25 protein-coding genes and 1 pseudogene are annotated in these 23,792 nt (G+C 74.9%); 8 read left to right on the top strand and 18 right to left on the bottom strand.

Annotated features, from left to right (window positions below; all coding sequences use genetic code 11):
• Positions 1–4 precede the first annotated feature (4 nt).
• The 8 genes from ABZX67_RS25705 (at position 5) to ABZX67_RS25670 (ending at position 8,512) form a co-directional block, all read left to right on the top strand.
• Entirely contained in the window at positions 5–1,186 is a 1,182-nt protein-coding gene (locus ABZX67_RS25705) for an FAD-dependent oxidoreductase (protein ID WP_355364277.1), read from the top strand.
• On the top strand, positions 1,183–1,470 hold the full coding sequence (locus ABZX67_RS25700; protein ID WP_355364275.1) for a (2Fe-2S)-binding protein: 288 nt from the start codon (positions 1,183–1,185) through the stop codon (positions 1,468–1,470). Before ABZX67_RS25705 ends, ABZX67_RS25700 begins: the two co-directional genes overlap by 4 nt.
• Complete coding sequence (locus ABZX67_RS25695) at positions 1,460–2,815, top strand: FAD-dependent oxidoreductase (protein WP_355364272.1); 1,356 nt, start codon at positions 1,460–1,462, stop codon at positions 2,813–2,815. Before ABZX67_RS25700 ends, ABZX67_RS25695 begins: the two co-directional genes overlap by 11 nt.
• A complete protein-coding gene (locus tag ABZX67_RS25690; protein ID WP_355364417.1) occupies positions 2,815–3,711 on the top strand; it encodes a dihydrodipicolinate synthase family protein in 897 nt (298 codons plus the stop codon). The genes ABZX67_RS25695 and ABZX67_RS25690 overlap by 1 nt, the downstream gene beginning before the upstream one ends.
• A gap of 2 nt (positions 3,712–3,713) precedes the next feature.
• Complete coding sequence (locus ABZX67_RS25685; protein ID WP_355364269.1) at positions 3,714–4,715, top strand: proline racemase family protein; 1,002 nt, start codon at positions 3,714–3,716, stop codon at positions 4,713–4,715.
• 17 nt (positions 4,716–4,732) lie between these two features.
• Entirely contained in the window at positions 4,733–5,413 is a 681-nt protein-coding gene (locus ABZX67_RS25680) for a GntR family transcriptional regulator (RefSeq protein WP_355364266.1), read from the top strand.
• Between the two features lie 90 nt (positions 5,414–5,503).
• Positions 5,504–5,677, top strand: coding sequence for a hypothetical protein (locus ABZX67_RS25675; protein WP_355364263.1), 174 nt, complete (start codon positions 5,504–5,506; stop codon positions 5,675–5,677).
• A 165-nt stretch (positions 5,678–5,842) separates the two neighbouring features.
• Positions 5,843–8,512, top strand: a complete 2,670-nt coding sequence (locus ABZX67_RS25670; protein WP_355364260.1) for a SpoIIE family protein phosphatase — start codon at positions 5,843–5,845, stop codon at positions 8,510–8,512.
• Here ABZX67_RS25670 and ABZX67_RS25665 read toward each other — a convergent pair whose 3' ends face one another.
• The 18 genes and pseudogenes from ABZX67_RS25665 to ABZX67_RS25580 form a co-directional block, all read right to left on the bottom strand.
• Complete coding sequence (locus tag ABZX67_RS25665; RefSeq protein ID WP_355364257.1) at positions 8,513–8,728, bottom strand: acyl-CoA carboxylase epsilon subunit; 216 nt, start codon at positions 8,726–8,728, stop codon at positions 8,513–8,515. It lies immediately after the preceding gene.
• A complete protein-coding gene (locus tag ABZX67_RS25660) occupies positions 8,725–10,269 on the bottom strand; it encodes an acyl-CoA carboxylase subunit beta (protein ID WP_355364414.1) in 1,545 nt (514 codons plus the stop codon). Before ABZX67_RS25660 ends, ABZX67_RS25665 begins: the two co-directional genes overlap by 4 nt.
• Positions 10,270–10,459: 190 nt before the next feature.
• Positions 10,460–10,927, bottom strand: coding sequence for a MarR family winged helix-turn-helix transcriptional regulator (locus ABZX67_RS25655; protein ID WP_355364254.1), 468 nt, complete (start codon positions 10,925–10,927; stop codon positions 10,460–10,462).
• A 93-nt stretch (positions 10,928–11,020) separates the two neighbouring features.
• The gene (locus ABZX67_RS25650; RefSeq protein WP_355364251.1) at positions 11,021–11,419 is read right to left on the bottom strand and encodes a YciI family protein; all 399 of its coding nucleotides are present in this window, start codon (positions 11,417–11,419) and stop codon (positions 11,021–11,023) included.
• On the bottom strand, positions 11,416–12,570 hold the full coding sequence (locus tag ABZX67_RS25645) for a Gfo/Idh/MocA family oxidoreductase (protein WP_355364248.1): 1,155 nt from the start codon (positions 12,568–12,570) through the stop codon (positions 11,416–11,418). Before ABZX67_RS25645 ends, ABZX67_RS25650 begins: the two co-directional genes overlap by 4 nt.
• Positions 12,567–13,625, bottom strand: a complete 1,059-nt coding sequence (locus ABZX67_RS25640) for a methyltransferase (RefSeq protein ID WP_355364245.1) — start codon at positions 13,623–13,625, stop codon at positions 12,567–12,569. Before ABZX67_RS25640 ends, ABZX67_RS25645 begins: the two co-directional genes overlap by 4 nt.
• A gap of 180 nt (positions 13,626–13,805) precedes the next feature.
• Positions 13,806–14,465: a hypothetical protein gene (locus ABZX67_RS25635; protein WP_355364242.1), complete on the bottom strand. Its 660-nt coding sequence runs from the start codon at positions 14,463–14,465 to the stop codon at positions 13,806–13,808.
• Positions 14,466–14,528: 63 nt separating this feature from the next.
• A complete protein-coding gene (locus ABZX67_RS25630) occupies positions 14,529–15,581 on the bottom strand; it encodes a methyltransferase (RefSeq protein ID WP_355364239.1) in 1,053 nt (350 codons plus the stop codon).
• 74 nt (positions 15,582–15,655) lie between these two features.
• Positions 15,656–16,147 (bottom strand): hypothetical protein, encoded by a 492-nt coding sequence (locus tag ABZX67_RS25625; RefSeq protein WP_355364236.1) that lies wholly within the window; start codon positions 16,145–16,147, stop codon positions 15,656–15,658.
• Positions 16,148–16,365: 218 nt separating this feature from the next.
• On the bottom strand, positions 16,366–17,121 hold the full coding sequence (locus ABZX67_RS25620) for an SDR family oxidoreductase (protein ID WP_355364233.1): 756 nt from the start codon (positions 17,119–17,121) through the stop codon (positions 16,366–16,368).
• Positions 17,122–17,267: 146 nt separating this feature from the next.
• Entirely contained in the window at positions 17,268–17,606 is a 339-nt protein-coding gene (locus ABZX67_RS25615) for a TcmI family type II polyketide cyclase (RefSeq protein WP_355364411.1), read from the bottom strand.
• Between the two features lie 17 nt (positions 17,607–17,623).
• Positions 17,624–18,085, bottom strand: a pseudogene (locus ABZX67_RS25610) (SRPBCC family protein); the annotation flags it as partial.
• A gap of 397 nt (positions 18,086–18,482) precedes the next feature.
• A complete protein-coding gene (locus tag ABZX67_RS25605) occupies positions 18,483–19,748 on the bottom strand; it encodes a beta-ketoacyl synthase N-terminal-like domain-containing protein (RefSeq protein ID WP_355364230.1) in 1,266 nt (421 codons plus the stop codon).
• Positions 19,745–21,010 carry a beta-ketoacyl-[acyl-carrier-protein] synthase family protein gene (locus tag ABZX67_RS25600; RefSeq protein ID WP_355364227.1) on the bottom strand — a complete coding sequence of 422 codons (1,266 nt, stop codon included), beginning with the start codon at positions 21,008–21,010 and terminating at the stop codon, positions 19,745–19,747. Before ABZX67_RS25600 ends, ABZX67_RS25605 begins: the two co-directional genes overlap by 4 nt.
• Positions 21,007–21,471 carry a cupin domain-containing protein gene (locus tag ABZX67_RS25595; protein ID WP_355364224.1) on the bottom strand — a complete coding sequence of 155 codons (465 nt, stop codon included), beginning with the start codon at positions 21,469–21,471 and terminating at the stop codon, positions 21,007–21,009. The genes ABZX67_RS25600 and ABZX67_RS25595 overlap by 4 nt, the downstream gene beginning before the upstream one ends.
• Positions 21,468–22,541, bottom strand: a complete 1,074-nt coding sequence (locus tag ABZX67_RS25590) for an amidohydrolase family protein (RefSeq protein WP_355364221.1) — start codon at positions 22,539–22,541, stop codon at positions 21,468–21,470. Before ABZX67_RS25590 ends, ABZX67_RS25595 begins: the two co-directional genes overlap by 4 nt.
• Entirely contained in the window at positions 22,531–23,430 is a 900-nt protein-coding gene (locus ABZX67_RS25585) for an NAD(P)-dependent oxidoreductase (RefSeq protein ID WP_355364218.1), read from the bottom strand. The genes ABZX67_RS25590 and ABZX67_RS25585 overlap by 11 nt, the downstream gene beginning before the upstream one ends.
• Positions 23,427–23,675 (bottom strand): hypothetical protein, encoded by a 249-nt coding sequence (locus tag ABZX67_RS25580; RefSeq protein WP_355364215.1) that lies wholly within the window; start codon positions 23,673–23,675, stop codon positions 23,427–23,429. Before ABZX67_RS25580 ends, ABZX67_RS25585 begins: the two co-directional genes overlap by 4 nt.
• Positions 23,676–23,792: the final 117 nt, after the last annotated feature.

Below are 23,792 nucleotides of genomic sequence, written 5' to 3'. Positions count from 1 at the left end.
TGCCGTGCCCACGCGACATGTGAGTCATGTGCCGGCCGCCCTGGACGCCGTGATCATCGGCGCCGGGGTCGTCGGTGCGGCCTGCGCCTACTACGCGGGCCGCGCAGGACTCGCCGTCGCCGTCGTCGACCGCGGCCCCGTCGCGGGCGGCACCACCGGCGCCGGCGAGGGCAACCTGCTCGTCTCTGACAAGGAGCCGGGCCCCGAGCTCGACCTCGCGCTACTGTCCACCCGACTGTGGCGCGAACTCGCCGAAACCCTCCCACCGGAGGCCGAGTACGAGCCCAAGGGCGGTCTCGTCGTCGCATCCGACGAGACCGCCCTCGCCGCGCTGCGCGCCTTCGCGGCGGGGCAGCGCGCCTCCGGCGTCGACGCCCGCGAGCTTCCCGCCGACCGGCTGCCCGACCTCGAACCGCACCTCGCGCCCGGGCTCGCGGGCGGCTTCCACTACCCGCAGGACGCCCAGGTCCAGCCCGCCCAGGCCGCCGCCCGGCTGCTGCGCGCCTCGGGCGCCGCCCTCCTGCTCGGGCAAGAGGTCACGGCCGTCCTCACCGACCGGCGCGGCGCCGTCCGGGGCGTACGCACCACCCGCGGCGACCTCCACGCCCCCGCCGTCGTCAACGCGGCCGGCACCTGGGGCGGGGCGCTCGCCGAACGGGCCGGCGTCCACCTGCCCGTGCTGCCCCGCCGCGGCTTCGTCCTCGTCACCGAGCCGCTGCCGCCCCGCCTCGTACGCCACAAGGTGTACGCGGCGGACTACGTCGCCGACGTCGCCAGCGGCTCGGCCGCCCTCCAGTCCTCCGCCGTCGTCGAGTCCACCCCGGCCGGGCCCCTCCTGATCGGCGCCACGCGCGAGCGCGTCGGCTTCGACCGGACGCTGTCGACCGAGGCGCTGCGGCGGCTCGCGGCGCAGGCGACCGCCCTCTTCCCGGCGCTCGGCGGCGTACGGGCCCTGCGCGCGTACCACGGCTTCCGCCCCTACCTGCCCGACCACCTCCCGGCCATCGGGCCCGACCCGCGGGTGCCGGGCCTCCACCACGCCTGCGGCCACGAGGGCGCGGGCATCGGCCTCGCCCCGGCGACCGGGCTGCTCGTGGCGGCCGCCCTGTGCGGCGCCCCACCGCCGTTGGACGCCCGGCCGTTCCGCCCGGACCGGTTCACCGCACCGGAAGGAGCCACCGCGTGACCTCCGCGACACCGTCCCCGTCTCCCTTCACCCTCACCTTCGACGGGCGCCCCCTCACCGCCCGGCCCGGGCAGACCATCGCCGCCGTCCTCTGGAGCAACGGCGTCCTCGCCTGGCGCACCACCCGCGGCGGCGGCGCGCCGCGCGGCGCGTTCTGCGGGATCGGCACCTGCTACGACTGCCTGGCGACCGTCAACGGCCGCCCCAACCAGCGCGCGTGCCTGATCCCGGCCCGCCCCGGCGACACCGTCACCACGCAGGAGGGCACGGGCCATGACCGCTGACCGCACGACGGTCGACCTCGCCGTCGTCGGGGCCGGGCCGGCCGGGCTCGCCGCCGCCGGGACGGCCGCCCGGCTCGGGCTGAGCGTCACGCTGCTGGACGCGGGGGAGCGGGCCGGCGGCCAGATCTTCCGGCACCCCGCGCACGGCCCCGTACCGCGCGCGGCCCGCGACCTCGTGCGCGGCCTCTCTGGCGGCGTACGCCACCTGCCGCTGCACCACGTGTGGACCGTCGTACGGGACGGCGACGGCTGGCTGCTGCACTGCGTCGACGGAGGAGGGACCGGACCCGACGGGACCCCGGCCGCCGTCCGCGCCCGCCGCGTCCTCCTCGCCACCGGCGCCTACGAACGCCAGCTGCCCTTTCCCGGCTGGACCCTGCCCGGCGTCGTCGGGGCGGGCGGCGCCCAGGCGATGCTCAAGTCCGGCGGCGTCCTGCCCGGCCGCCGGATCGTCGTCGCGGGCAGCGGCCCCCTGCTGCTCGCCGTCGCCACCACGCTCGCCGCCGCGGGCGCCCGGGTGCCCGCCGTCGTCGAGGCCGCCGACTACACGGCGTACGCCGGCCGGGCCAGCGCGCTGGTCCGCAACCCCGGCAAGCTCGCCGAGGGCGCGCGGCACGGCGCCGCCCTGCTGCGCCACTCCACACGGCTGTTGGCCCGCCACGCCGTCACAGCCGTCCACGGCACCGCGCGCGTCGAGGCCGTCATCGTCACGCGCCTCGACCGCGACTGGCGGCCCGTCCCGGGCACCGGGCGCCGCATCCCCTGCGACGCGCTCGCCGTCGGCCACGGCCTCGTACCGCAGCTGGAGCTCGCCACCGGCCTGGGCTGCGCCACGCGCCGCACCGCCGACGCCACCCCCGCCGTCGCCGTGGACGACGGGCAGCGCACCTCCGTGCCCGGAGTGTGGGCCGCCGGGGAGGCCTGCGGCGTCGGCGGCGCCGAACTGGCCCGCACGGAAGGCGAGATCGCCGCCCTGTCCCTCGCGGGCCGGCGCCCGCCGGGCGCTCTCCTGCGCCGCCGCGCCCGGCTGCGCGCCTTCGCCGAGGCGATGGCCGCCGCCCACCGGCCCGGCCCCGGCTGGACCGACTGGCTGGACGGCGCCACCGAGGTGTGCCGCTGCGAGGAGGTCCCCGCCGACCAGATCCGCGAGGCCGTCACCGCCCTCGGCGCCCGCGACGCCCGCACCGTGAAGCTGCTCACCCGCGCCGGAATGGGCTGGTGCCAGGGCCGCGTGTGCGGCCAGGCCGTCGCCCGCCTCGCCGGCGAGGACCCGGCGCCCGACCGGCGCCCGCTCTCCTGCCCCGTCCCGCTCAGCCATCTGGCACAACCACCAGGAGCCGCATGATGGACCACCGCACCTCCCCCTGGCACGGCATCATGGTCGCCACCGCGCTGCCGCTGCGCGACGACCTCGCCATCGACTACGACGCCTACGCCGAGCACGTCTCCTGGCTGATCGCCCAGGGCTGCGACGGCGTCGTCCCCAACGGCTCCCTCGGCGAGTACCAGACCCTCACCGACGACGAGCGCGCCCGGCTCGTGCGCGTCGCCGTCGAGGCCGCCGGCGACGGGTCCCGCGTGATGCCCGGCGTCTCCGCGTACGGCGGCGCCGAGGCCCGCCGCTGGGCCGAGCAGGCGGCCGAGGCGGGCGCCGGATCCGTCCTGCTGCTGCCGCCGACCGCGTACCGCGCCGACGCGCGCGCGGTACGCGCCCACTACGCCGAGGCCGCGCGCGCCGGGCTGCCCGTCGTCGCGTACAACAACCCCCACGACACGCGCGTCGACCTGACGCCCGCGCTGCTCGCGGAGCTGCACGGCGACGGCAGCGTCGTCGCCGTCAAGGAGTTCAGCGGCGACGTGCGCCGCGCGTACGAGATCGCCGAACTGGCCCCCGGACTGGAGCTGCTGATCGGCGCCGACGACGTGCTGCTGGAGCTGGCGGTGGCCGGGGCCGCGGGCTGGATCGCCGGCTACCCCAACGCCCTGCCCGCCGCCTGCGCCGCCCTCTACCGCGCCGCCACCGCCCGCGACCTGGACACCGCCCTGCCGCTGTACCGGTCCCTGCACCCGCTGCTGCGCTGGGACTCCAAGCCGGAGTTCGTCCAGGCCATCAAGGCGTCCATGGACCTGGCGGGCCGCCACGGCGGTCCGTGCCGCCCGCCCCGCACCCTCCTGGACGAGGAGCGGTACGCCGCGGTCCGCGCGGCCACCGAAAAGGCACTCGCGGAGGGGCTCGCCTAGCCATGCGCACCCGGCACGTCTACCACGCCGTCGACTCGCACACCGAGGGCATGCCGACCCGCGTCATCACCGGCGGCGTCGGCACCCTCCCCGGCGCCACCATGGCCGAGCGGCGCCGCCACTTCGCCGACCGGCTCGACCACGTCCGCACGCTGCTGATGTACGAGCCGCGCGGCCACGCCGCCATGAGCGGCGCCATCCTCCAGCCCCCGACCCGCCCCGACGCCGACTACGGCGTGCTCTACGTCGAGGTCTCCGGGTTGCTGCCGATGTGCGGCCACGGCACCATCGGCGTGGCGACCGTGCTCGTCGAGACCGGCATGGTGCCCGTCACCGAGCCGGTCACCACCGTCCGCCTCGACACCCCGGCCGGGCTCGTCTCCGCCGACGTCCGCGTCGAGGACGGCTCCGCCCGGTCCGTCACCCTCACCAACGTCCCCGCCTTCTGCGCCGCCCTCGACCGCACGGTCCACGTCCCCGGCCACGGCACCGTGACCTACGACCTCGCCTACGGCGGCAACTTCTACGCCATCGTCCCGCTCGACGCGCTCGGCCTGCCCTTCGACCGCGCCCGCAAGGACGACCTCCTCGCCGCCGGACTCGCCCTCATGGACGCCGTCAACGCCACCGACCGCCCCGTCCACCCCGAGGACCCGGCCATCGGCGGCCTCAAGCACGTGTACCTCGCCGCCCCCGGCTCCGACGCCGTACGCTCCCGGCACGCCATGGCCATCCACCCCGGCTGGTTCGACCGCTCCCCGTGCGGCACCGGCACCTCCGCGCGCATGGCGCAGCTGCACGCGCGCGGCCTGCTGCCGCTCGGCCGCGACTTCGTCAACGAGTCGTTCATCGGTACGGAGTTCACGGGGCGGCTCGTCGGCGAGACGACGGTCGGCGGCCTGCCCGCCGTCGTACCGACGGTCACCGGCCGGGCCTGGATCACCGGTACGGCACAGTACTTCCTCGACCCGGAGGATCCGTTCCCGGCGGGTTTCCTGCTGTGAGCGGTGGAAGGACCACGATGAGCAGACCGACGGCGCTGACCACACTCACCGCCCACGACCGCCTGAGCGACCGCGTCGCGCACGCCCTGCGCGCCGCCCTGATCGCCGGCGAGCTGCGCCCCGGCGAGGTCCACTCGGCGCCCGGCCTCGCCGCCCGCTTCGGCGTCTCCGCGACCCCCGTGCGCGAGGCGATGCTGGAGCTGGCCCGCGAGGGCCTGGTCGAGCCCGTACGCAACAAGGGCTTCCGGGTCACCGAGGTCAGCGAGCGGGACCTCGACCAGTACACGCAGCTGCGGGCGCTCATCGAGGTGCCCACCGTCGGCGCCGTCACGGGCGCGGCCACCCGCCGTCAGCTGGAGGAGCTGCGCCCGGTCGCCGAGGAGATCGTCACCCGCGCCCGCGACCACGACCTGATCGGCTATCTGGACGCCGACCGCCGCTTCCACCTCTCCCTGCTGGCCCTCTCCGGCAATGACCGCCTCGTGGAGACCGTCGGTGACCTGCGCAAGCGCTCCCGCCTCTACGGCCTGACGGCCCTGGACGAGCGGGGCCTCCTGGTCGCCTCGGCGCAGGAGCACCACGAGCTCCTCGACCTGATGCTGGCGGGCGACGCGGCGGCGGCCGAGGCGTGCATGGCCCGCCACCTGGGGCATGTGCGCTCGACGTGGGCCCGGTCGCGGACGGAGGGGGAGCGGTAGGCGCATGGCAGCGGAGGCTTGCCCCGATTTGTCCACCCGTTCGGGTGTCGATAGGTTGACAGAGCGGCGGCACAACCCGCGGAGGCTGCCATGACCACCCTCGCCGACCAGACCATCGGCTCCCTGCGCGACCGCCTCGAAGGACGGCTCGTCACCCCCGCCGACCGGGACTACGACCAGGTCCGCTCCCTCTGGAACGGGGCCATCGACCACCGCCCCGCCTTGGTCGCCCGGTGCGCGTCGCTTCCGGCGGTCGCCGCGTGACGCCCGCTCGTCGCGGTCTCGGCGGTACGGAGCCCCTCAGGTCCTTCGCCCCGCGCCCGTGACCGGTGCTAGAAAGTGACCATGAGGGAAAAGGGCCTCTCAGGCCCAGGCCCAGGCCCGGAAGCTCCATGGTGGCGGGCGTCGCTGCGCAGCGCCGCCGGGCAGGTGTTCGCTCTCCAGGTCGTGATCGTGCTGCTGCTGGCGGCCGCCGCGATGACGGCCCTGGTCGTGCAGGCCGGCCGCGGCAGCGAGCGCGAGGCGGAGCGCCTGTCGCTCACGGCGGCCGAGATGTTCGCGAACGCCCCCGGCACGGCGGAGGCGCTCCAAGGCCCGGACCCGACGGCCGTGCTGCAACCGCGCGCCGAAGCGGCCTGGCGGCGGGCGGGCGTGGACTTCGTGCTGGTCATGGACACGGAAGGCATCCGCCTCACCTACCCCGACCCCCGGCAGATCGGGAAGAAGTTCGTCGGCACCATCCAGCCGGCGCTGGAGGGCCGCACCGTCGTCGAGCGCGCGGGCGGCCCGCCGGTGCCCGCCGGCACGGGAACGGCCGTGCAGGCGGTGGTCCCGGTGAAAGCGGCCGACGGGTCGGTCGTCGGACTGGTGTCCGCCGGGATCACCGAGGAGAACGTGGGGGACCTGGTCGAACGGCAGCTGCCCATCATCCTCGGCACCGGCGCCGCCGCGCTCCTCGTGTCCACCGCCGGCACCGCGCTGGTGTCGCGGCGGCTGCGGCGGCAGACGCACGGCCTGGGCCCGGCGGAGATGACGCGCATGTACGAGCACCACGACGCGGTGCTGCACGCGGTGCGCGAGGGCGTGCTGATCGTCGACGCGGAGGGGCGCGTACTCCTGGCCAACGACGAGGCGCGCCGGCTGCTCGCCCTTCCGGCGGACGTGGAGCGTCGGCGCGTGGCGGACCTGGGGCTGGACGGGGAGACCGCGCGGCTGCTGGCGTCGGGGGATCCGGTCACGGACGCGGTGCGGCTGGTCGGGGACCGGCTGCTGGCGGTGAACAAGCGGCCCACCGCACCCTACGGGGGCCAAGCGGGGAGCGTGGTGACGCTGCGGGACACCACGGAGCTGGCCACGGTCACCGGGCGGGCCCAGCTGGCGCGGGAGCGGCTGAAGCTGCTGTACGACGCGGGGGCGCGGATGGGCACCACGCTGGACGTGACGCGTACCGCCGAGGAGCTGGCGGAGGTGTCCGTGCCGCACTTCGCCGACGTCGTCACCGTCGAACTGCTGGAGCCGGTCCTGCGGGGCCAGGAGCCCCCGGAGGTGAGCCCGGAGGCGGGCATCGAGATGCGCCGCACCGCCAGTGCGGGACGGGACGGGGCCCCCTCCCTCCACCCGGTCGGCGAGCCGGTCCGGTTCGCTCCCACCAGCCCCGTCGCGGCCGCCGTGGCCGGCGGCCGGGCGGTCCTGGGCACGGGTACGGGACCGGGCACCGACGACGATCCCGCCCGGGGGTACCACTCCCTCCTGGCGGTGCCGATCCGGGCGCGCGGGGCCCTGCTGGGCGTGGCCGCCTTCCGGCGGGCAGGCGCCTCCGCACCGTTCGAGGAGCAGGACAAGGCGTTCGCCGAGGAGCTGGCCACCCGGGCCGCGGTCGCGATCGACAACGCCCGCCGCTACACCCGCGAACACGCCACGACCGTCACCCTCCAGCGCAGCCTGCTGCCCCGGGGCGTGCCCGAGCAGAGCGCGCTGGACGTGGCGTACCGCTACCTGCCGGCCCAGGCGGGAGTGGGGGGCGACTGGTTCGACGTCATCCCCCTGTCCGGCGCCCGCGTGGCGCTGGTGGTCGGCGACGTCGTCGGCCACGGCGTGCACGCCGCGGCCACCATGGGCCGGCTGCGTACCGCCGTGCACAACTTCTCCACCCTCGACCTGCCGCCGGACGAACTGCTCACCCACCTCGACGAGCTCGTCGCCCACATCGACGCCAACGAGAGCGCCGACGAGACCGCGGGCGACGTGCGCGACGGGGACGGGATCACCGGGGCCACCTGTCTGTACGCCGTCTACGACCCCGTCTCCGGGCGGGTGGCCGCCGCCACCGCCGGGCACCTCGGCCCGGCGGTCGTCCACCCCGACGGAACCGTGGACTTCCCCGACCTGCCGGTCTCGCCTCCCCTCGGCCTGAGCGCGAGCCTGCCGTTCGAGAGCAGGGAGCTGGTCCTCCCCGAGGGCTCCCGCCTGGTGCTCTACACCGACGGGCTCGTCGAGGACCGCGGCAGGGACCTGGACACCGGCCTGGACATCCTGCGCGAGGCCCTGGCCGGGACCGGCCGCACACCGGAGGACACCTGCGCCGCGGTGATCGAGGCCCTCGTGCCCGCCAGACCCAGGGACGACATCGCGCTCCTCGTCGCCCGTACGCGCCGGCTCGACCCCGCGAACGTCGCCCACTGGGACGTGGCCCGCGACCCCTCGGCGGTGGCCCCGGTCCGCGCCGCCTGCGCCCGCCGCCTCGCCGAGTGGGGGCTGGAGGAGATCGGCTTCGCCACCGAACTCGTCCTCAGCGAACTGATCACCAACGCCATCCGCTACGGCGCCGAGCCCATCACCGTCCGGCTGCTCCGCGACCGGACCCTGATCTGCGAGGTCTCCGACGCGAGCAGCACCTCCCCCCATCCCCGCCGCGCCAAGACCACCGACGAGGGCGGCCGCGGCCTGTTCCTCGTCGCCCGGTACACCGAACGCTGGGGCACCCGCTACACCCCCGCCGGCAAGGTCATCTGGGCCGAGCTGTCCCTCCAGGGCGCGCCGGAAGCCGCGGGGCTCGCCGACGACGCCCTCCTCGACCAGTGGAGCGACGACGCCTTCTGATCAGCGGCCCGGCAGGGGCTGCCAGTCCGGGTACGGGTGCGTGGCCCAGGGAGCGGGGACCGAGGCGGGAGCGGACGCGGGTGCGTCGGCGCGGCCGGGGGCCGACGGCCCCTCCCGGCGCCCTCGCAGGACGGTGAGGAGCACGGTGGTCACCACGGCCAGTTCATCCGGGGTCGGCCGCCCGTGGAGCACGCGGATCTCGGGGCCGCCGCTCACTGCGGCTGGTTCCCGTGCTTGCGGGTGGGCAGGGGAGCGTGCTTGGTGCGCAGCATCGCCAGGGAGGCGATGAGCACGGACCGCGTCTCGGCGGGGTCGATGACGTCGTCCACCAGGCCGCGCTCGGCGGCGTGGTACGGGTGCACGAGCTCGCGCCGGTACTCCTCGATCCGGGCCCGGCGCGCCTTCTCCGGATCGTCGGCGGCGGCGATCTCCCGGCGGAAGACGACGTTGGCGGCGCCCTCGGCGCCCATGACGGCGATCTCGTTGGTGGGCCAGGCGTAGCAGAGGTCGGCGCCGATGGAGCGGGAGTCCATGACGATGTACGCGCCGCCGTACGCCTTGCGCAGCACGACGGAGACGCGCGGCACGGTGGCGTTGCAGTACGCGTACAGCAGTTTGGCGCCGTGCCGGATGATGCCGTTGTGCTCCTGGTTCACGCCCGGCAGGAAACCGGGCACGTCCACGAGCGTGACGAGCGGGATGTTGAAGGCGTCGCACAGCTGCACGAAGCGGGCGGCCTTCTCGGACGCCGTGATGTCGAGGACGCCGGCCAGGACCGCGGGCTGGTTGGCGACGACGCCCACGACATGGCCGTCCAGCCGTGCCAGGGCGCAGATCACGTTGCCCGCCCACAGCTCGTGCACCTCGAGGAACTCGCCGTCGTCGACGACCTCCTCGATCACCCGCCGCACGTCGTAGGAGCGGCCGGGGTCGGCGGGCACCAGCTCGGTCAGCGCCTCGGTGGCCCGGTCGGCGGGGTCGTCCGGGGCGACGGCCGGGGGCAGTTCGCGGTTGTGGGAGGGCAGCAGCGACAGCAGGTAGCGGACCTCCTCCAGGCAGGTCTCCTCGTCGTCGTGGACGAAGTGCGCGACGCCGGACGCGGCCGCGTGCACATCGGCGCCGCCCAGCCCCTCGTGCGTGATCTCCTCACCGGTGACGGCCTTCACCACGTCCGGGCCGGTGATGCACATCTGCGCCGTGCCGCGGACCATGAAGACGAAGTCGGTGAGGGCGGGGGAGTACGCGGCCCCGCCCGCACACGGGCCGAGGATGACGCTGATCTGCGGGATGACACCGGAGTTGCGGACGTTGCGGCGGAAGATGCCCCCGTAGCCGGCGAGCGCGCTCACGCCTTCCTGGATGCGGGCGCCGGCGCCGTCGCACAGGCCGACGAGCGGCGCCCGGGCGCTCTCGGCCAGGTCCATGATCTTGTGGATCTTCTCGGCGTGCGCCTCCCCGAGCGAGCCGCCGAAGACGCGGAAGTCGTGGGCGTAGGCGAACACCGTCCGGCCGTGCACCAGGCCCCAGCCGGTGACCACGCCGTCGGTGCAGGGGCGGTTGGCCTCCAGGCCGAACCCGGTCGCCCGGTGCCTGCGCAACCCCTCCACCTCGGTGAAGGTGCCGGGGTCGAAGAGCAGGTCCAGGCGTTCCCGGACGGTCAGCTTGCCGCGGGCCTTCTGCGCCCGGGTGGCCTTGTCGCCGGGGCCGCGGCGTACCCGTTCCCGGATGCGGCGCAGGTCGGCCACGGCCTCGGACATGTCCGCAGGGGTGGCGGGGTGGTGCGCGGGCCCGTTCGCCTGAGCTTGCGCCGGCGCTTCCGCCGGAGCGGTCACGGCCCGTTCGTCGATCAAGGTCATGAGTGATCCTCGGTCTGTCGCGTGCAGGGTCGGGAACCCGGCTGCGGCGCGGTCGCGTTGGCGACGGGCACGTCGTTCGGTCAGCCGGGCGTCAGTGCTGCGGCCACCGCTCCTCGGACAGGTTGCGGTGCAGGACGTCGAGCGCCTCCCGCAGCGCCCGCACCTGCCGGTCCTCCAGCCCCCGCAGCATCAGGTCCTCGGTGCGGGTCCACACGGTCTCGACGGCGAACCGCAGGCCGCCGCCCTGTTCGGTGAGGTGCACCCGGGTGACCCGCCGGTCGCGCGGGTCCTTGCGCCGCGTCACCAGCCCGCTGGCCTCCAGCCGTTGGACCGCCTTCACCACGGTCGGCAGCTCGACCCCGAGGCGTGCGGTCAGCTCGGTCTGGGTGACCCCGTCCTCCTTCCACAGCTCGGCGAGCAGCAGCTCCTGGCCGGGGTGCAGACCCAGTTCGGTCAGCCCCCGGGAGACGAGGACGCGATGCTCCCTCGCGGCGCGGACCAGCGCGGTCCCCAGCGAGTCTCTGATCGCGGAGGTTTCCGCAGGCTCCGTGGGCTGCATGCGTTCTGTCTCCCGGGTGCTGGGGGGGGCCGAAAGAACGAATCCTACGGCGGTCGGTGTACGGAACGGACGGTCAGGTCAGGGGGCACCGGATCATGCCCCCGCCTTCTCACCGCCCTCCGCGGGGCCGGCTGCCGCTCCCCGCGGGAACGCCGCGAAGAAGGGGGCGACGTCGGCCAGGAACACGCCGTTCTTGACGGCCGGGTCCTTGGCGACGATCTTCTCCGCCTCGTCGGTGTCGGAGACGGCGAGCACGGACATCCCCCCGTTCCGGTCGAGGAACGGCCCGCTCAGGAACAGCAGCCCCTCGGCCTCCAGTTCGGCGTTGTGCTCGGCGTGCCCCTGGAGCGGCTGCTCGAAGAGCGGTTTGCCCTCGATCCAGCCCGGCCCCGGCCGGTAGGTGACCACGTGGTGGGTCGGCCGGATCTCGGGCACTGCCGTCTCGGACACTGCCGTCTCGGGCACTGCCCCTGCCTCGGCGGTCTCGCTCATACCTGCTCCTCGTGTCGCGATCGGTGACTGGCGTGGACGGCCTCCACGATCCGCATGACCTGGAGTCCGTCGTCGAGCGTGGGCAGCGGGCCGGCGGCCGTGCCCTCGGGTTCCGGCCCGGACGCGGCCGGGTGCCCGCCCCGCGTCCCCACGGCCGTCACGAAGGAGTCGGCGAACCGGTGCCAGAGCATCAGTCCGTGCTCCCGGGCGGCCCCGGTGCCGCTGGAGGACCCCCCGCCCGGTACGTCCACGGCCTCGGGGTCACGCCCCGGCCGCAGCAGGACCAGGCCGTCCGCCCCGGACCACTCCAGGCTTCCCTCGGTGCCGTGCACGGCGAAGGACTCCTCGACCCGGGAGGAGGCGTGCCACGCCTCGTAGACCGAGACGCGGACCCCGGAGGCGGTGGTGCCGGAGAGTTCGTACCCCGTGTCGGCGGTCACCGGCAGGCCCTTCGCGGAGCCCACCGGTGCGGGGTTGCGCCGGGCCCAGTCGAACACCTCCAGCATGTGGTGGAACCGCGGCCCGTCCTCGGCCTCGCGCAGGTCGTGGTGGAGCTCCCCCCGTACGACGGTGAGTTCCTCACCGAGCAGGACGCGGATGCGGTCCAGCACGTGGGAGCCGTGCTGCATCAGGGCGCCGCCGCCGTCCTCCCGCCGGTACATCCAGTTGTACGGCAGCGGCGGCAGGCCCATGACGCTGGCCACCCGCACGTGCAGCGGGCGGCCGATGGCACCCGCCGCGACCGCCCGGGCCATGGCGGCGAACGCCGGGTCGTACCGCCACACGAAGCCGGTGGCGTGCACCACGCCCGCCTTCTCCGCGGCCTCCAGCATCTCCCGCGCCTGGTCGGCGCGGACGGCGACCGGCTTGTCACACAGCACGTGCCGCCCCGCGGCGGCGGCGCGCAGCACGGCGTCGTGGTGGGCGTCCGGCGGAGTGGCGACGGACACCACGTCGACCTTCTCGATCAGCTCGTCGAGGCTGTCCGCCACCTCCTCCACGCCGAAGCGGGCGGCCAGTTGCTCGGCGCGCTCCCGGGTGCGGCTGGTCAGCACGGCCAGCCGCACCCGGCCCGTCCGCCGGAAGCCCTCCAGGTGCAGGCCCGCGCCCCAGCCGGCTCCGACCACCCCCACCCGCAGGGGCCCGCTCACGCCGGCACCGCCTCGACGGCGCTCTCGCCGCGCGGGCCGGGGCCCTCGGGCAGATGCTCGGCCACCGTGCGGAAGCCGGCGCGCTCCAGCAACTCCTTGCACTCGCCGAGGGTGCGCTCCTTGCCGCCGAGGATCACCAGCATCTGGAGGTCGGCGAGCTTGCCGGGGTGGAAGCCGGCGGTGGCCGGGATCATGTTGTCCACGACGACCAGGCGGCTGTCCGGCCGCATGGCCTCGCGGACCCGGGACAGGATGCGCAGCGCGTCCTCGTCGTTCCAGTCGTGCAGCACCCGGCACAGGATGTAGACGTCGGCGCCCGTGGCCACCTGGTCGAAGAAGCTGGCGCCGACGATCTCGCAGCGCTCCTCGACACCCTCCTTGCGCAGCACCGCGGGAGCGTCGGCGACCGCCTGCGGCAGGTCCTGGAGGATGCCGCGCGCCTCGGGCAGGCGGGCCAGGACGGAGGCGAGCACCACGCCGGTGGCACCGCCGATGTCCGCGACCACCGAGGCGTCCGCGACGTCGCAGCGCTCCAGCACGGCGGGGGCGGTGCCCGATCCCGCCATGGCGTTGAAGGACTCGGCGGCCTCCGGGTGCTCCGCCATGTAGGCGAAGTGGCCGGTGCCGTAGACCTTCTCGAAGGCCGGACGGCCGGTGCGCAGCGAGTGCAGCACCTCGGCCCAGGCGCGGAAGCTCTCCTCGCCGTTGACGATGACGAAGTGCCGCAGCGCCCCGGGGGCGTCGCTGCGCAGCAGGTGTCCGCCGGGTGCGAGCCCGATCTCCTTGCCGGCCGTGATCTCCAGCAGGCCCAGGGACTCCAGGGCCCGGCAGAACCGGAAGAGGGCGTCGGCGTCGGCGCCGACCCGGTCGGCCAGCTCGGCGACCGGCAGCGGCCCGCCGGCCAGCGCGTCCGGGACGCCGACCTTGGCGACCGCGTACACCGCCTGACCGACCCAGGGCATGCCCATGAGCAGGGTGCGCATGACGCGCTGGGTCTCCTCCGGCGGGATGTCGGGGAGGACGGACGGTGGTTGCACTGCGGGGGAAGCGGACATGGTGAGAACTCCTTGGTCGTGAGGCGTGAGGCGTGAGGCGTGGGGCGTGGGGCGGGAAACGTGCAGCGTGAGGCGTGAGGCGTGAGGCGTGGGGCGTGGGGCGGGAAACGTGCAGCGTGAGGCGTGAGGTACGTGTCGTGGTGCGGTGCCGTGCCGTGCCGGGCGGCGGCGTACGTGCGGTCAGCCCGTCCCTTCCAGGCCGGCGACCGCGGGCAGATGGGGAACGTCGTCCTGGCAGAGGGCGAAGTGCAGGGCTTCCGCGTAGCGGTTGACGGGGATCAGGCACGAGGTGACGGCCTCCCCGGCGTCGGTACAGGAGTCCGCCAACAGCCCGTGCAGCGTCGGGGCGTTGGCGTGCCGGGCGGCCTCCAGCGCGGTCAGGACGCTCCCGCGGGCGACCTCGTAGGACTGCTGCAGGCAGCGGACGACCGGCCCCCGGCCGGTGTACGGGCCGGCGAACTCGGAGACGAGCTCCTCGGCGACGGGGATGCTGGCCCCTTCCTCCATCGCCCGCTGGACCAGATCCGGCCTGATGGCCTTCCCGGTGCGCAGCGCGCACAGCAGCCGCCGGATGGCGATCCCGTACCCGAAGACGGTGTCGAGATAGATGACGGCGGTGTGTTCCCGGAAGCGCGCCGACTCCCTGATCCGGCGGTACCAGTAGTCCCACGTGCCGACCGAGTAGTGGTCGGTCAGCTGGAACCGCTGGCAGCTGAGCCGGGCCTCACTGAACAGGGCGTCCGCCATGCGGAACGCCTGGGCGATGTCCGCCGTCAGGTATCCGGCGGTGGTGAGGTCCATGACGACGGTCCGCGGGACGGCGTCTCTGATGGAGCTCACATTGGGCACTTCAAACACTCGCTGATCCCCCCGTGTTCTGAAATGGCCGCTGACCCGAGGCGCCTAGGAACGAGCGGGCCCGCCGGGACGGGCGACCAGGGCGCTCTCGGCGCGGGGGTCGGCCCCCGGCGGCGGCGCCACCACCGACTCCAGCGCGAACCCGGCCTCCGCCAGCAGGTCGGCGTACTCGGTGCGGGTTCTGTCACGTCCGCCCAGCACGACGAGCATCACCAGGTCCGCCGTCTTGCCGGGGTGCGGACCGGCGACCTCCGGCACCAGCCGGTCGAGGACGACGAGCCGGCCGTGGGGCGGGATCGCGTCGCGGACGCGCCGCAGGATGCGCAGGGCGTCCTCGTCGCCCCAGTTGTGGAGCACGCGGGCGAGCAGATAGGTGTCGCCCTCGGGTACGGCGTCGAAGAAGCTTCCGGCCACGCAGCGCACCCGGTCGGCGAGGCCCGCGTTCGCCATCCGGCGCCGGCCCTCCTCCACCGCGTCGGCGAGGTCGAGCAGGACGCCGTGGGTGCCGGGGTGGCCGGTGAGCACCTCGGCGAGCAGGTCGCCGGAGCCGCCGCCGAGGTCGACGACGGTCTTGGCGCCGTCGAGGTCCAGGCTGCCGGCCACCGCCGGAGGCCTGCCGGAGACGCCCATGGCCCGGTGGAACAGCTGCTCCGCCTCGGGGGTGTCGCGGAGGTAGTCGTAGAAGGAGGTCCCGAAGACCCGCTCGAAGGCCGGGCGGCCGGTGCGCGCGGTGTGCAGGATGTCGGCGAAGGCCCGGAAGGTCTCCTCGCCGTGCATGACCACGACGTCGCGCAGGCTGCCCGGGCGGCCCGAGACCAGCTGCTGTCCGGGCTCGTCCAGGCCGTACGTGCGAGGGCCTGCCTCGGTGAGCACTCCCGCCGAGGCGAGCGCCCGGCACAGGCGGTGCAGCGTGTCGGGATCGGCGCCGACGAGCGGGGCGACCTCCTCGACGGGGCGCGGCCCGTCGACGAGATGATCCGGGACGCCCAGCTTGGCTATGGCGTACATCGCCTGGGAAATCCACGGCGCTATCGACAGTTCACGGACGTGCGCCTTCGCCGCGAGCGCGGCCGGGGGCGGGGTAGCGGGTGCGGGCATGGATCTCCACCTCTGGTTCGGTCGTTCGGTCGTTCGACGGACTCGGAAAGGCGGTGCGGCTCGGTGCGGTGCGGTCAGGTGGCCTGAGCGGCCATCACACGCGACGGCGCGCGGGCGGCGAGGCCGCCCATGCGGATCCCCAGGGCGTGCAGAGCGGCAGGGTCCGCGGCCCCGGGCCGGGGGCCGGGAAGCAGCACGCTGCCCCAGTGGCAGGCGGCCCTCAGCAGACCCGACAGGACCTCCTCGCCCGCGGGTCCCTCCGCCGTGGTGAAGCCGGTCACGACCCGGTCCTCCAGCTGCCGCGCGGCCCAGAGAGGGGCGGTGCCGGCCAGCATGGCCGCCGCGGAGGAGGCGAGGTGCGGGGTGGCCCCGGCGGTGGCGAAGACGACGCCGTCGGCGGCGGCCAGTTCTTCCGGGTCGAGAGCGGCGGGCACCTCCCGCGCCGGCGCGGGGGACCGCGGTGTTCCGGCGGGGCCGGCCCACGGCAGTGTCCGTACGAAGGGGGACGCTCCCGCCTCGCCCAGGCCGGCCAGGAGCGGCCGGCAGGTGTGCATCAGGGTGATCAAGGGTTCACAGCAGACGACAAGTACACGGGCAACCATGGATGACCTCGTCGGGGTCGGTTGTGCGGAGGGAGAGCCCCGGGAGGGGCTCCGGTCAGACGCTCCTGCACAGTCTCCGGCGGTGCCGGGGAGACCGAGGGGGGTGGCCGAGCGCGTACGGGCGACGTCGCGGAGGAGAGGAGAGCGGAGGAGAGGAAGGCGGAGGCGGGGTGCCGGCGCGCTCAGCGCCCGCCGGTCACCGGGACGACTTCCCCGGTGATCCCGCGATTGGCCTCCGAGCACAGATAGGTGACGGTGTCGGCGATGTCCTCGGGGACGATCAGGCGCCCGGCCGGTGTCTGCCGGGTCTCCTGGGTCCGCAGGGGCACGGGGAAGTTGGCCAGGTTCCGCTCGGTCATCGTCAGCCCCGGCATCACCACGTTCGCCAGCGTTCCGTCCCGGCCCAGGGACCAGGCCAGCGACCGGCACAGGCCGTGCAGGCCGCCCTTGGCGGCGGCGTAGTACTCCGCGCCGGGGATGCCTTCCTGGACCAGGTTCGAGGAGACGAGGGCGATCCGCCCCCAGCCGCCTTCCCGCAGGGCGGGGGCGGCGGCCCGCACGAGGCGGATGGCGCCCAGCAGGTTGTCCGAGACGATCCGCTCGGCCTCCTCCTCCGGGAGGGTTTCGAAGCCCCCCGGACCGCGGCCCCACCAGCGGACCGCGTTGGCCACCACCACGTCCAGCCGTCCCCAGGTGTCCAGGGCCGTCTCCACGATCCGGTGGGCGGTGGCGGAGTCGTCGAGCGCGTAGAAGCAGCTCACCGCCTCGCCGCCGCTGTCCTGGATCCGGCGCACCACCTCGTCGGCCCGGGAGGGTGCCCGGTGGTACCCGACGACGACATGCGCCCCTTCGGCTCCCAGCGCCTGTGCGATGGCCGCACCGATGCCGTTCGAGCCGCCGGTGACGATGGCCGTACGGCCTTTCAGACCGAGGTCCATGGATGGTTCCCCCCGCGCTCCACGCTCGTAGTCGTGTTTACGGCTTGCCAGTCGCGCCCCCGGGTGTCCCGGATGGAGCACAGGCTAATCGAGCAGGGCCCGCCGACACGCTTCATGGGCAAAGAAATTCGATGGTGTTCGGTTCTCTAGGGTTTCTCTCCCGCCCCCCGCTCCCAGCGGTAGAACTCCTGTGCCATGGCGTCGGCCGGACCGCGCCAACTCCCGGGATCGTAGGGGGAGATCATCGGATCCAGCTCCCTGCTGATCGACCGGAAGGCCGGATGGTCCCGGACCGCCGCCACCGCCGGGCCCAGGGGTCGGTCGGCCTCGATCAGGTGCAGGTAGACGTCGCGGAACCGGAACAGGCTCCGCGAGGTGGCACCGACCAGATCCGGCAACTCCCCCCGGTCGGACGCCGCGAACACGGCGGCCACGTCGTCCTCGGCCCCGGGCATCATCCGCGCGACGATCAGCGCCCGGTGCACCGGGCGCTCCGCGGCGCTCACGGGCGGACGCTTCCGACGCGGGCGGCGGCTTCCACCGTGGACTTGATCAGGCCCATCTGGACGGGCGAGTTGCGGTTGATCCGCTCGGCCATCTGCGCCGTGCTCACCGGGGCGGTCGGCTTCATCGCGAAGTCCTGCACCCAGCGCATCACGACACCGTCCTCGGTGGGCCGGTACGTCCACACGATGTTCATGTACGCGAAGGGGCCGGTCTCGACACGGCGGGCGCGCACGGTCAGCGCCTCCCGGTCCATGGTCCGCTCCGACACCCAGCTCCACACGGCGCCGTTCTCGTCCGGGTGCATGGTCAGGCGGAACCGCACCGTGTCGCCCTCGCGTTCCAGGACCTCCACCGACGCGTACTCGCTGAACAGCCGCGGCCAGGCCTCCAGGTCGTTGGTCATCCGCCAGACGTGCTCCAGCGGGGCCTCGATGACGATCTCGTTCTCGGTGTGGCCCGGTGCCTCGTCCCCGCCCCGGGTCCGCGGCGCGGCGGTTCCGGCCGAGGCGGTGTCGGCCGAGGCCGTTCCGGCCGAAGCGGTACCGCTCACGGCGGCGTTGTACACCGCCACCAGCTCGTAGGGCGACGCGCACTCCTCGGCTTCGCCGCCGAGCCGCACGCCCCCGCGGCGCTCCAGCTCCGCGACCAGTCCGAGCTTGCCCAGGGAGTCGACGTCCAGCTCCTCGAACGTCGTGTGCGGTGCGGCGACCAGCTCCTCGCCGGTCACGTCGACGCCGCAGCAGCCGGCCAGCAGCGGAGCCAGCTGATCCAGCGTCATGGTGGATGCGTCGGATGCGTTGGGTGCGTTCATGGTGTCGTCCTCCTCCGTTCGGTGGTGCATTCCTGTACGCGCGTCACGCCGCGGCGGGCAGCGGTGGCAGCGGGTGACCGGCGCGGGCGAGCACGGCCGCGCTGCACGCCCCGCCGAAGCCCCGCGACAGCACCAGGGCCGTGCGGGGGGCGGCGGCCGGCCCCGCCCCGCGGACCAGCCGGCCGGCGAGCTCCTCCAGCACCGGCTCGTCCGGGTCGGGCCAGGGCGTCGGCGGGACGAACCCCTGCTCCAGCGCCAGCACGGCGGCCGCCAGGTCCAGCGCCCCCGCCCCGGCGTAGGCCCGGCCGAACCCCGCCTTCGGGGCGGTGACCGGGACGTCGGGCAGCAGCCGGGCCAGTACGGCGGCTTCCGCCGCGTCCGCCTCGGCCGTTCCGAGGGCGTCCGCGAAGACCAGGTCCACGTCCCCGGGCGCGAGCCCGGCACGGTCCAGGGCGGTCCGGGCCGCGTGCTCCAGCGCCTCGCCGCCCGGGTCGAAGGCCGCCGTCCCGCCGAAGGCGGTGGCGTGCCCGAGCACCAGGGCGCGTACGCGCGCGCCGCGCGCCTCGGCCGCCTCCGCGGTCTCCACGGCCAGCACCGCGCCGCCCTCGCCGGGTACGTAACCGCGGGCCCGGGGGCTGAACGGACGGTAGGCGGTGGCCGGGTCGCGGTCCGGGCTGAGCAGTCCGGCACCGACCTGGCAGGCCAGCGAGAACGGCGAGCCGACCGGCGCCTCCGCACCGCCGACCAGCATGGCGCCCCCGCTGCGGCGCAGTTCGCGGGCGCTGTGGCCGAGCGCGTCCAGCGCCCCGGGCTCGTCCGTCACCAGGACCGCGCACGCGCCCTTCAGACCGCGGCGGATGGACACCTGCCCGGTGCTGGCGGCGTAGAACCAGGCGATGGACTGGTACGGGCCGACGTGGCGGGGGCCGCGCGCCCACAGCCGCTCGATCTCGACCTGCCCGAACGTCACCCCGCCGGCGTACGAGCAGATGAGCACGCCCACGTCGTACGGGTCGCCCGGCTGCTCCAGGCCCGCGTCGGCCAGCGCCTCGTCGGCGGTGGCCATCGCGAACTGGCTGAACAGGTCCGTCTGGACCAGGTAGCGGCCCTCGATGAGGTCCGACGGTGTGAAGTCCCGGGCCTCGCCGGCGAGCGCCACGGGAAAGCCCTCGGGGTCGAAGCGGGTGATCGGGGCGAGGTGCGAGATGCCCTCGCGGATCGCCTTGGCGAACGCCTCGGTGCCCACGCCGGCGGGACCGACCACTCCGAGTCCGGTGACGGCCAGGGGTCCGGTCCGGGCTTCGGTCATCGCAGCTTCCTTCCCTTGGTGAGGACGACGGCGCTCTGGAAGCCGCCGAAGCCGCTGCCCACGGAGAGGACGGCGTCCAGCCGCCGCTCCCGGGCCGTGCGCGGCACGTAGTCCAGGTCGCACTCCGGGTCGCGGTGCTCGAGGTTCGCGGTGGGCGGCACCACGGACCGGTCCATGGCGAGCACACAGCTCGCCAGCTCGATGGCGCCGATCGCGCCGAGCGAGTGACCCACCATCGACTTCAGCGAGGACATCGGGGTCACCCGCGCGTGGGCGCCGAGGGCCCGCTTGACCGCGTCGGTCTCGTGGCGGTCGTTCTGCCGCGTCCCCGAGCCGTGCGCGTTGACGTAGTCGACCTCGTCGGGGGCGACGCGCGCCTGATCGAGCGCGGTGGTGATGGCGCGGGCCATCTCCACGCCCTCGCGGCGCAGCCCGGTCATGTGGTGGGCGTTGCCGTGCGTGGCGAATCCGGCCACCGCGCAGTGGACGACGGCACCGCGCCGCCGGGCGTGCTCCTCGGACTCCAGGACGAGGACCGCCGCGCCCTCGCCCATCACGAACCCGTCGCGGTCCCGGTCGAAGGGGCGGGAGGCGGTCTCCGGCTCGTCGTTCCGGGTGGACGTCGCCTTGATGGCGTCGAAGCACGCCATGGCGATCGGCGAGATCGGCGACTCCGACGCCCCGCTGATGACGACGTCGGCCTCGCCGTCCTCGATCAGGCGGGCGGCGTACCCCACCGCGTCCAGGCCGGAGGTGCAGCCGCTGGAGACGGTCTGCACCGGGCCGCGCGCGCCGACGACGTCGGCGACCTCCCCGGCCAGCACGCTGGGCGTGAGCGCCAGGTGCAGGTAGGGGGAGACGGCCTCGGTGTCGACCTTCCAGTCGCGCCCGGCACGACTGGTGGTCACGTAGTCGAGCTCCAGCTGCGTGGTGCCGCCGACCGCGGTGCCCATCGAGACGCCGACCCGCCACGCGTCCTCGGCCGCCAGGTCCAGCCCCGCGTCGGCGACCGCCTCGCGGGCGGCCACGGTGGCGAACTGCACGTAGCGGTCCATGCGCGCGGTCTCCTCGGGGCCGAGCCCGGCCGCCGCCGGATCGAAGTCGACCTCCGCGGCGATTCTGGAGCGGAACTCCGAGGCGTCGAACAGGGTGATGCCACGGGTGGCCGTACGCCCCTGGGAGAGCAGCTCCCACGCGGCACCGGTGCCGATGCCGCCGGGGACCACCAGACCGACGCCCGTCACCACGGCACGGCGGGTCATGACCGCCCCTTCTCCGCGGTGTCGGCCGTACGGCGCGGCCGGGCCTCCTCGGTGTCCACATGGCCGAGCTCCGGCCGCGGGGCGAGCGGGCACAGGTGGAACACGATCCGGGCCTCGCCCGAGCCGGTGTTCCGCACGCGGTGGCGCATGTTCTTCGGGACCACGAGCCCCTGCCCCTCCGTCAGCCGGTGCGGTACGTCGTCGAGGTCGAGCTCCAGTTCGCCGCGTACGGCGAACACGAACTCCTCGGAGTAGGGGTGGTAGTGCTCGGCGATGCTCTCGCCCTCCTGGAGGATCGCGACACCGAGGAACCCGGTGGTCGCGCCGACGGTGCCGGGGCTGAGCAGGGTGCGGATGTCCCCGCCGCGCCGCGTGTTCGCGGGAACCTCGTCGATCGAGACCACGCGGACCGCGCGCTCCGTGTCGGCCGACGGGGCTGCGGGGCTGACGGTGTCGGTCATGACGTCCTTCCGGTGAGGGTCGTGGTGCCGGGGCTGAGGCGCCGCGGGAAGAGGCGCAGGGCGTTGTGGGCCAGGACGCCGGCCCGTACGTCGGCGTCGGGAAGCTCGTCGGCGAGGAGGCGGAGCGGTCCGGAGACCGCGGCGGCGCCCAGGGGCGGGGAGTCGGTGCCGTACAGCACGCGCTCGGGCCCGAAGAAGGAGAGGAGGGCGCGCAGGGACTCGGCACCGGGGCTGGCGGTGTCGGCGTGGATGCGGCGCAGTGCGTCACCTGGCCGCAGGGCGGGCTGCCCGCCCGGCCGTCCGGTCGCCCCTGGCGGCCTGCCAGACCCGCCGGGCCGCCCGTTCGACCCGCCGTTCGGCCCGCCGGGGCCGCCGTTCCGGCCGCCGTTCGGGCCGGCCGTCACGCCGGAGGGCGGGCCGCCGACCGCGTCGAGCCTCGCCGCGAGCATGGCCAGGGCACCGCCCGCGGCGGCGGCGATCAGCCGCAGCCCGGGGTGCCGGTCCAGCACGCCGGCCCGGGCGAGTACGGCCAGCCCCACGGCGACGTCGCAGTAGCGGCCGACGCGCTCGAGCAGCGCCAGGTCGTCCAGGCCCTGTCCGCAGGCGGGCAGCGCGGGGGCGTGCACCAGGACGGGGACGGCGGCCTCCTCCGCCAGGGCGAAGAAGTCCTCGGCCTCCGGGGCGTCCAGGTACCGGCCACGGACGCTGCTGTTGACGATGAACCCCACGAACTCGGGCTCCCGCACCCGGGCCGCGGCGCGGGCCAGGTGGTCCGGGCCGCCGAGCGGGTTGACGTAGACGTACCCGCGCAGGTGCTCGGAGTGGGCGCGGACGGTGTCCGCGAGCCAGTCGTGGAGCCGCTCCAGATCGCCCTCCGGCTGGGCGTAGTTGTCGACCCCGGGGGCGGGCACCATGGCCCCGGCCCCCACCGGGCTCCCGACGACGGTCATCCGCACGCCGGCCGCCAGCTTGGCCTCGATCATGCCCTCCACGTCGCACAGCGCGGGCGGCATGGGGTAGCGCTCGGCCAGCCACGGCGGGCTGAGGTGCCCGTGCACGTCAATGGTCACGGCCGCTCCCGGAGGCGGCGGGCACGGCGGCCGGCGCGAGGACGCGTGCGATGGCGGCGCAGTCGGCGTCGCCCAGCCCCTCGGCGACCGCCTGGGCGTGGGTGTCGGCGGCGGCGGACGCCATGGGCAGGGAGATCCCCGCCGCCGCGGCCTCCTCGGTGACCAGGCGCAGGTCCTTGTGCATCAGGCGGAGCCGGAAGTCGGGGTCGTCCCACCGCTCCCCGGTCATGCGCTCGGTCTTGAAGCGCATCACGGGCGAGGCGAAGCCGCTGGCGGCGATGGCGCGCAGGACGGCGGTCCTGTCCAGGCCCTGCGCCGTGGCCAGCGCGGCCGCCTCGGCCATGGCCTGCATCTCGATCCCCATGAGGAGGTTCATCAGCAGCTTCAGCCGCATGCCGGACCCGAGCGGGCCGACCGGGACGATCTGCTTGGCGAGTCCGGCGACCAGCTCCGCGGCGCGCTCGACGTCCTCGGGAGCGCCGCCCAGGAAGATCCGCAGCTCACCCGTGCGGGCGTGGTCGCCGTTGCCGAGCAGTCCGGCGTCCACCACGCCGCCGCGGCCGGCGAGCGCCACGACGTCCGCCGGGGAGACGGTGCTCGCGCAGATCAGCAGGGCGTCGGCGGGCAGCGCCGCGAGAACCCCCTGCTCACCCTGGAGGACGGCACGGAGCGCCTCGGCGTCGGCCAGGCAGAGCAGGACCGCCTCGGCGCCGCGGGCGGCCTCGGCCGGAGTGGCGCACACGGTGGCCCCGGCGTCGCCGAGGGCCGTGGCCCGCCGGGCGGTCCGGTTCCACACGCGGACCTCTGCGCCGGTCTCCAGCAGCCGGCCAGCGACGCCCGTTCCCATCACGCCCAGGCCGCAGACCGCGACGCGCCGCCCGCCGCTCATGACGCCCGCCGGTCGGTGATGCGGCGCATGGCCCAGCGCTCGAGCAGGTCCGGCACGTCCAGCCCTGAGGTCTGCTGGTCCAGGGCCGGTCGCAGCAGCTCCAGCAACGGCTCCCAGCCCTGGCGTACGGCGGGTTCGGCGCAGGCCGTCCGGGGCAGCAGTTCGGGTGCTTCCTCGCCCTCCAGGAGCCAGACCACCACGTCCTCGCGGTGGACGACGGTCGCGGTGACGGCCCGCGGAGCCACGGCGCCGAGGAGCGCGGTCTGCCACCCGGAACGCTAACCTTGCCCGCCAACCGGCCGCATCGGCCCAAGGGACCAGGTAGGTCCTAGGACCCTTGACCGGAAGGTGCCGGGAGTTAC

The organism is Streptomyces sp. NPDC003036 (assembly GCF_040611175.1).
In the GTDB taxonomy this organism is placed as follows: domain Bacteria; phylum Actinomycetota; class Actinomycetes; order Streptomycetales; family Streptomycetaceae; genus Streptomyces.
The sequence above is the reverse complement of the archived record's forward strand: the minus strand, read 5'-3'. Positions and strand labels throughout refer to the sequence as shown.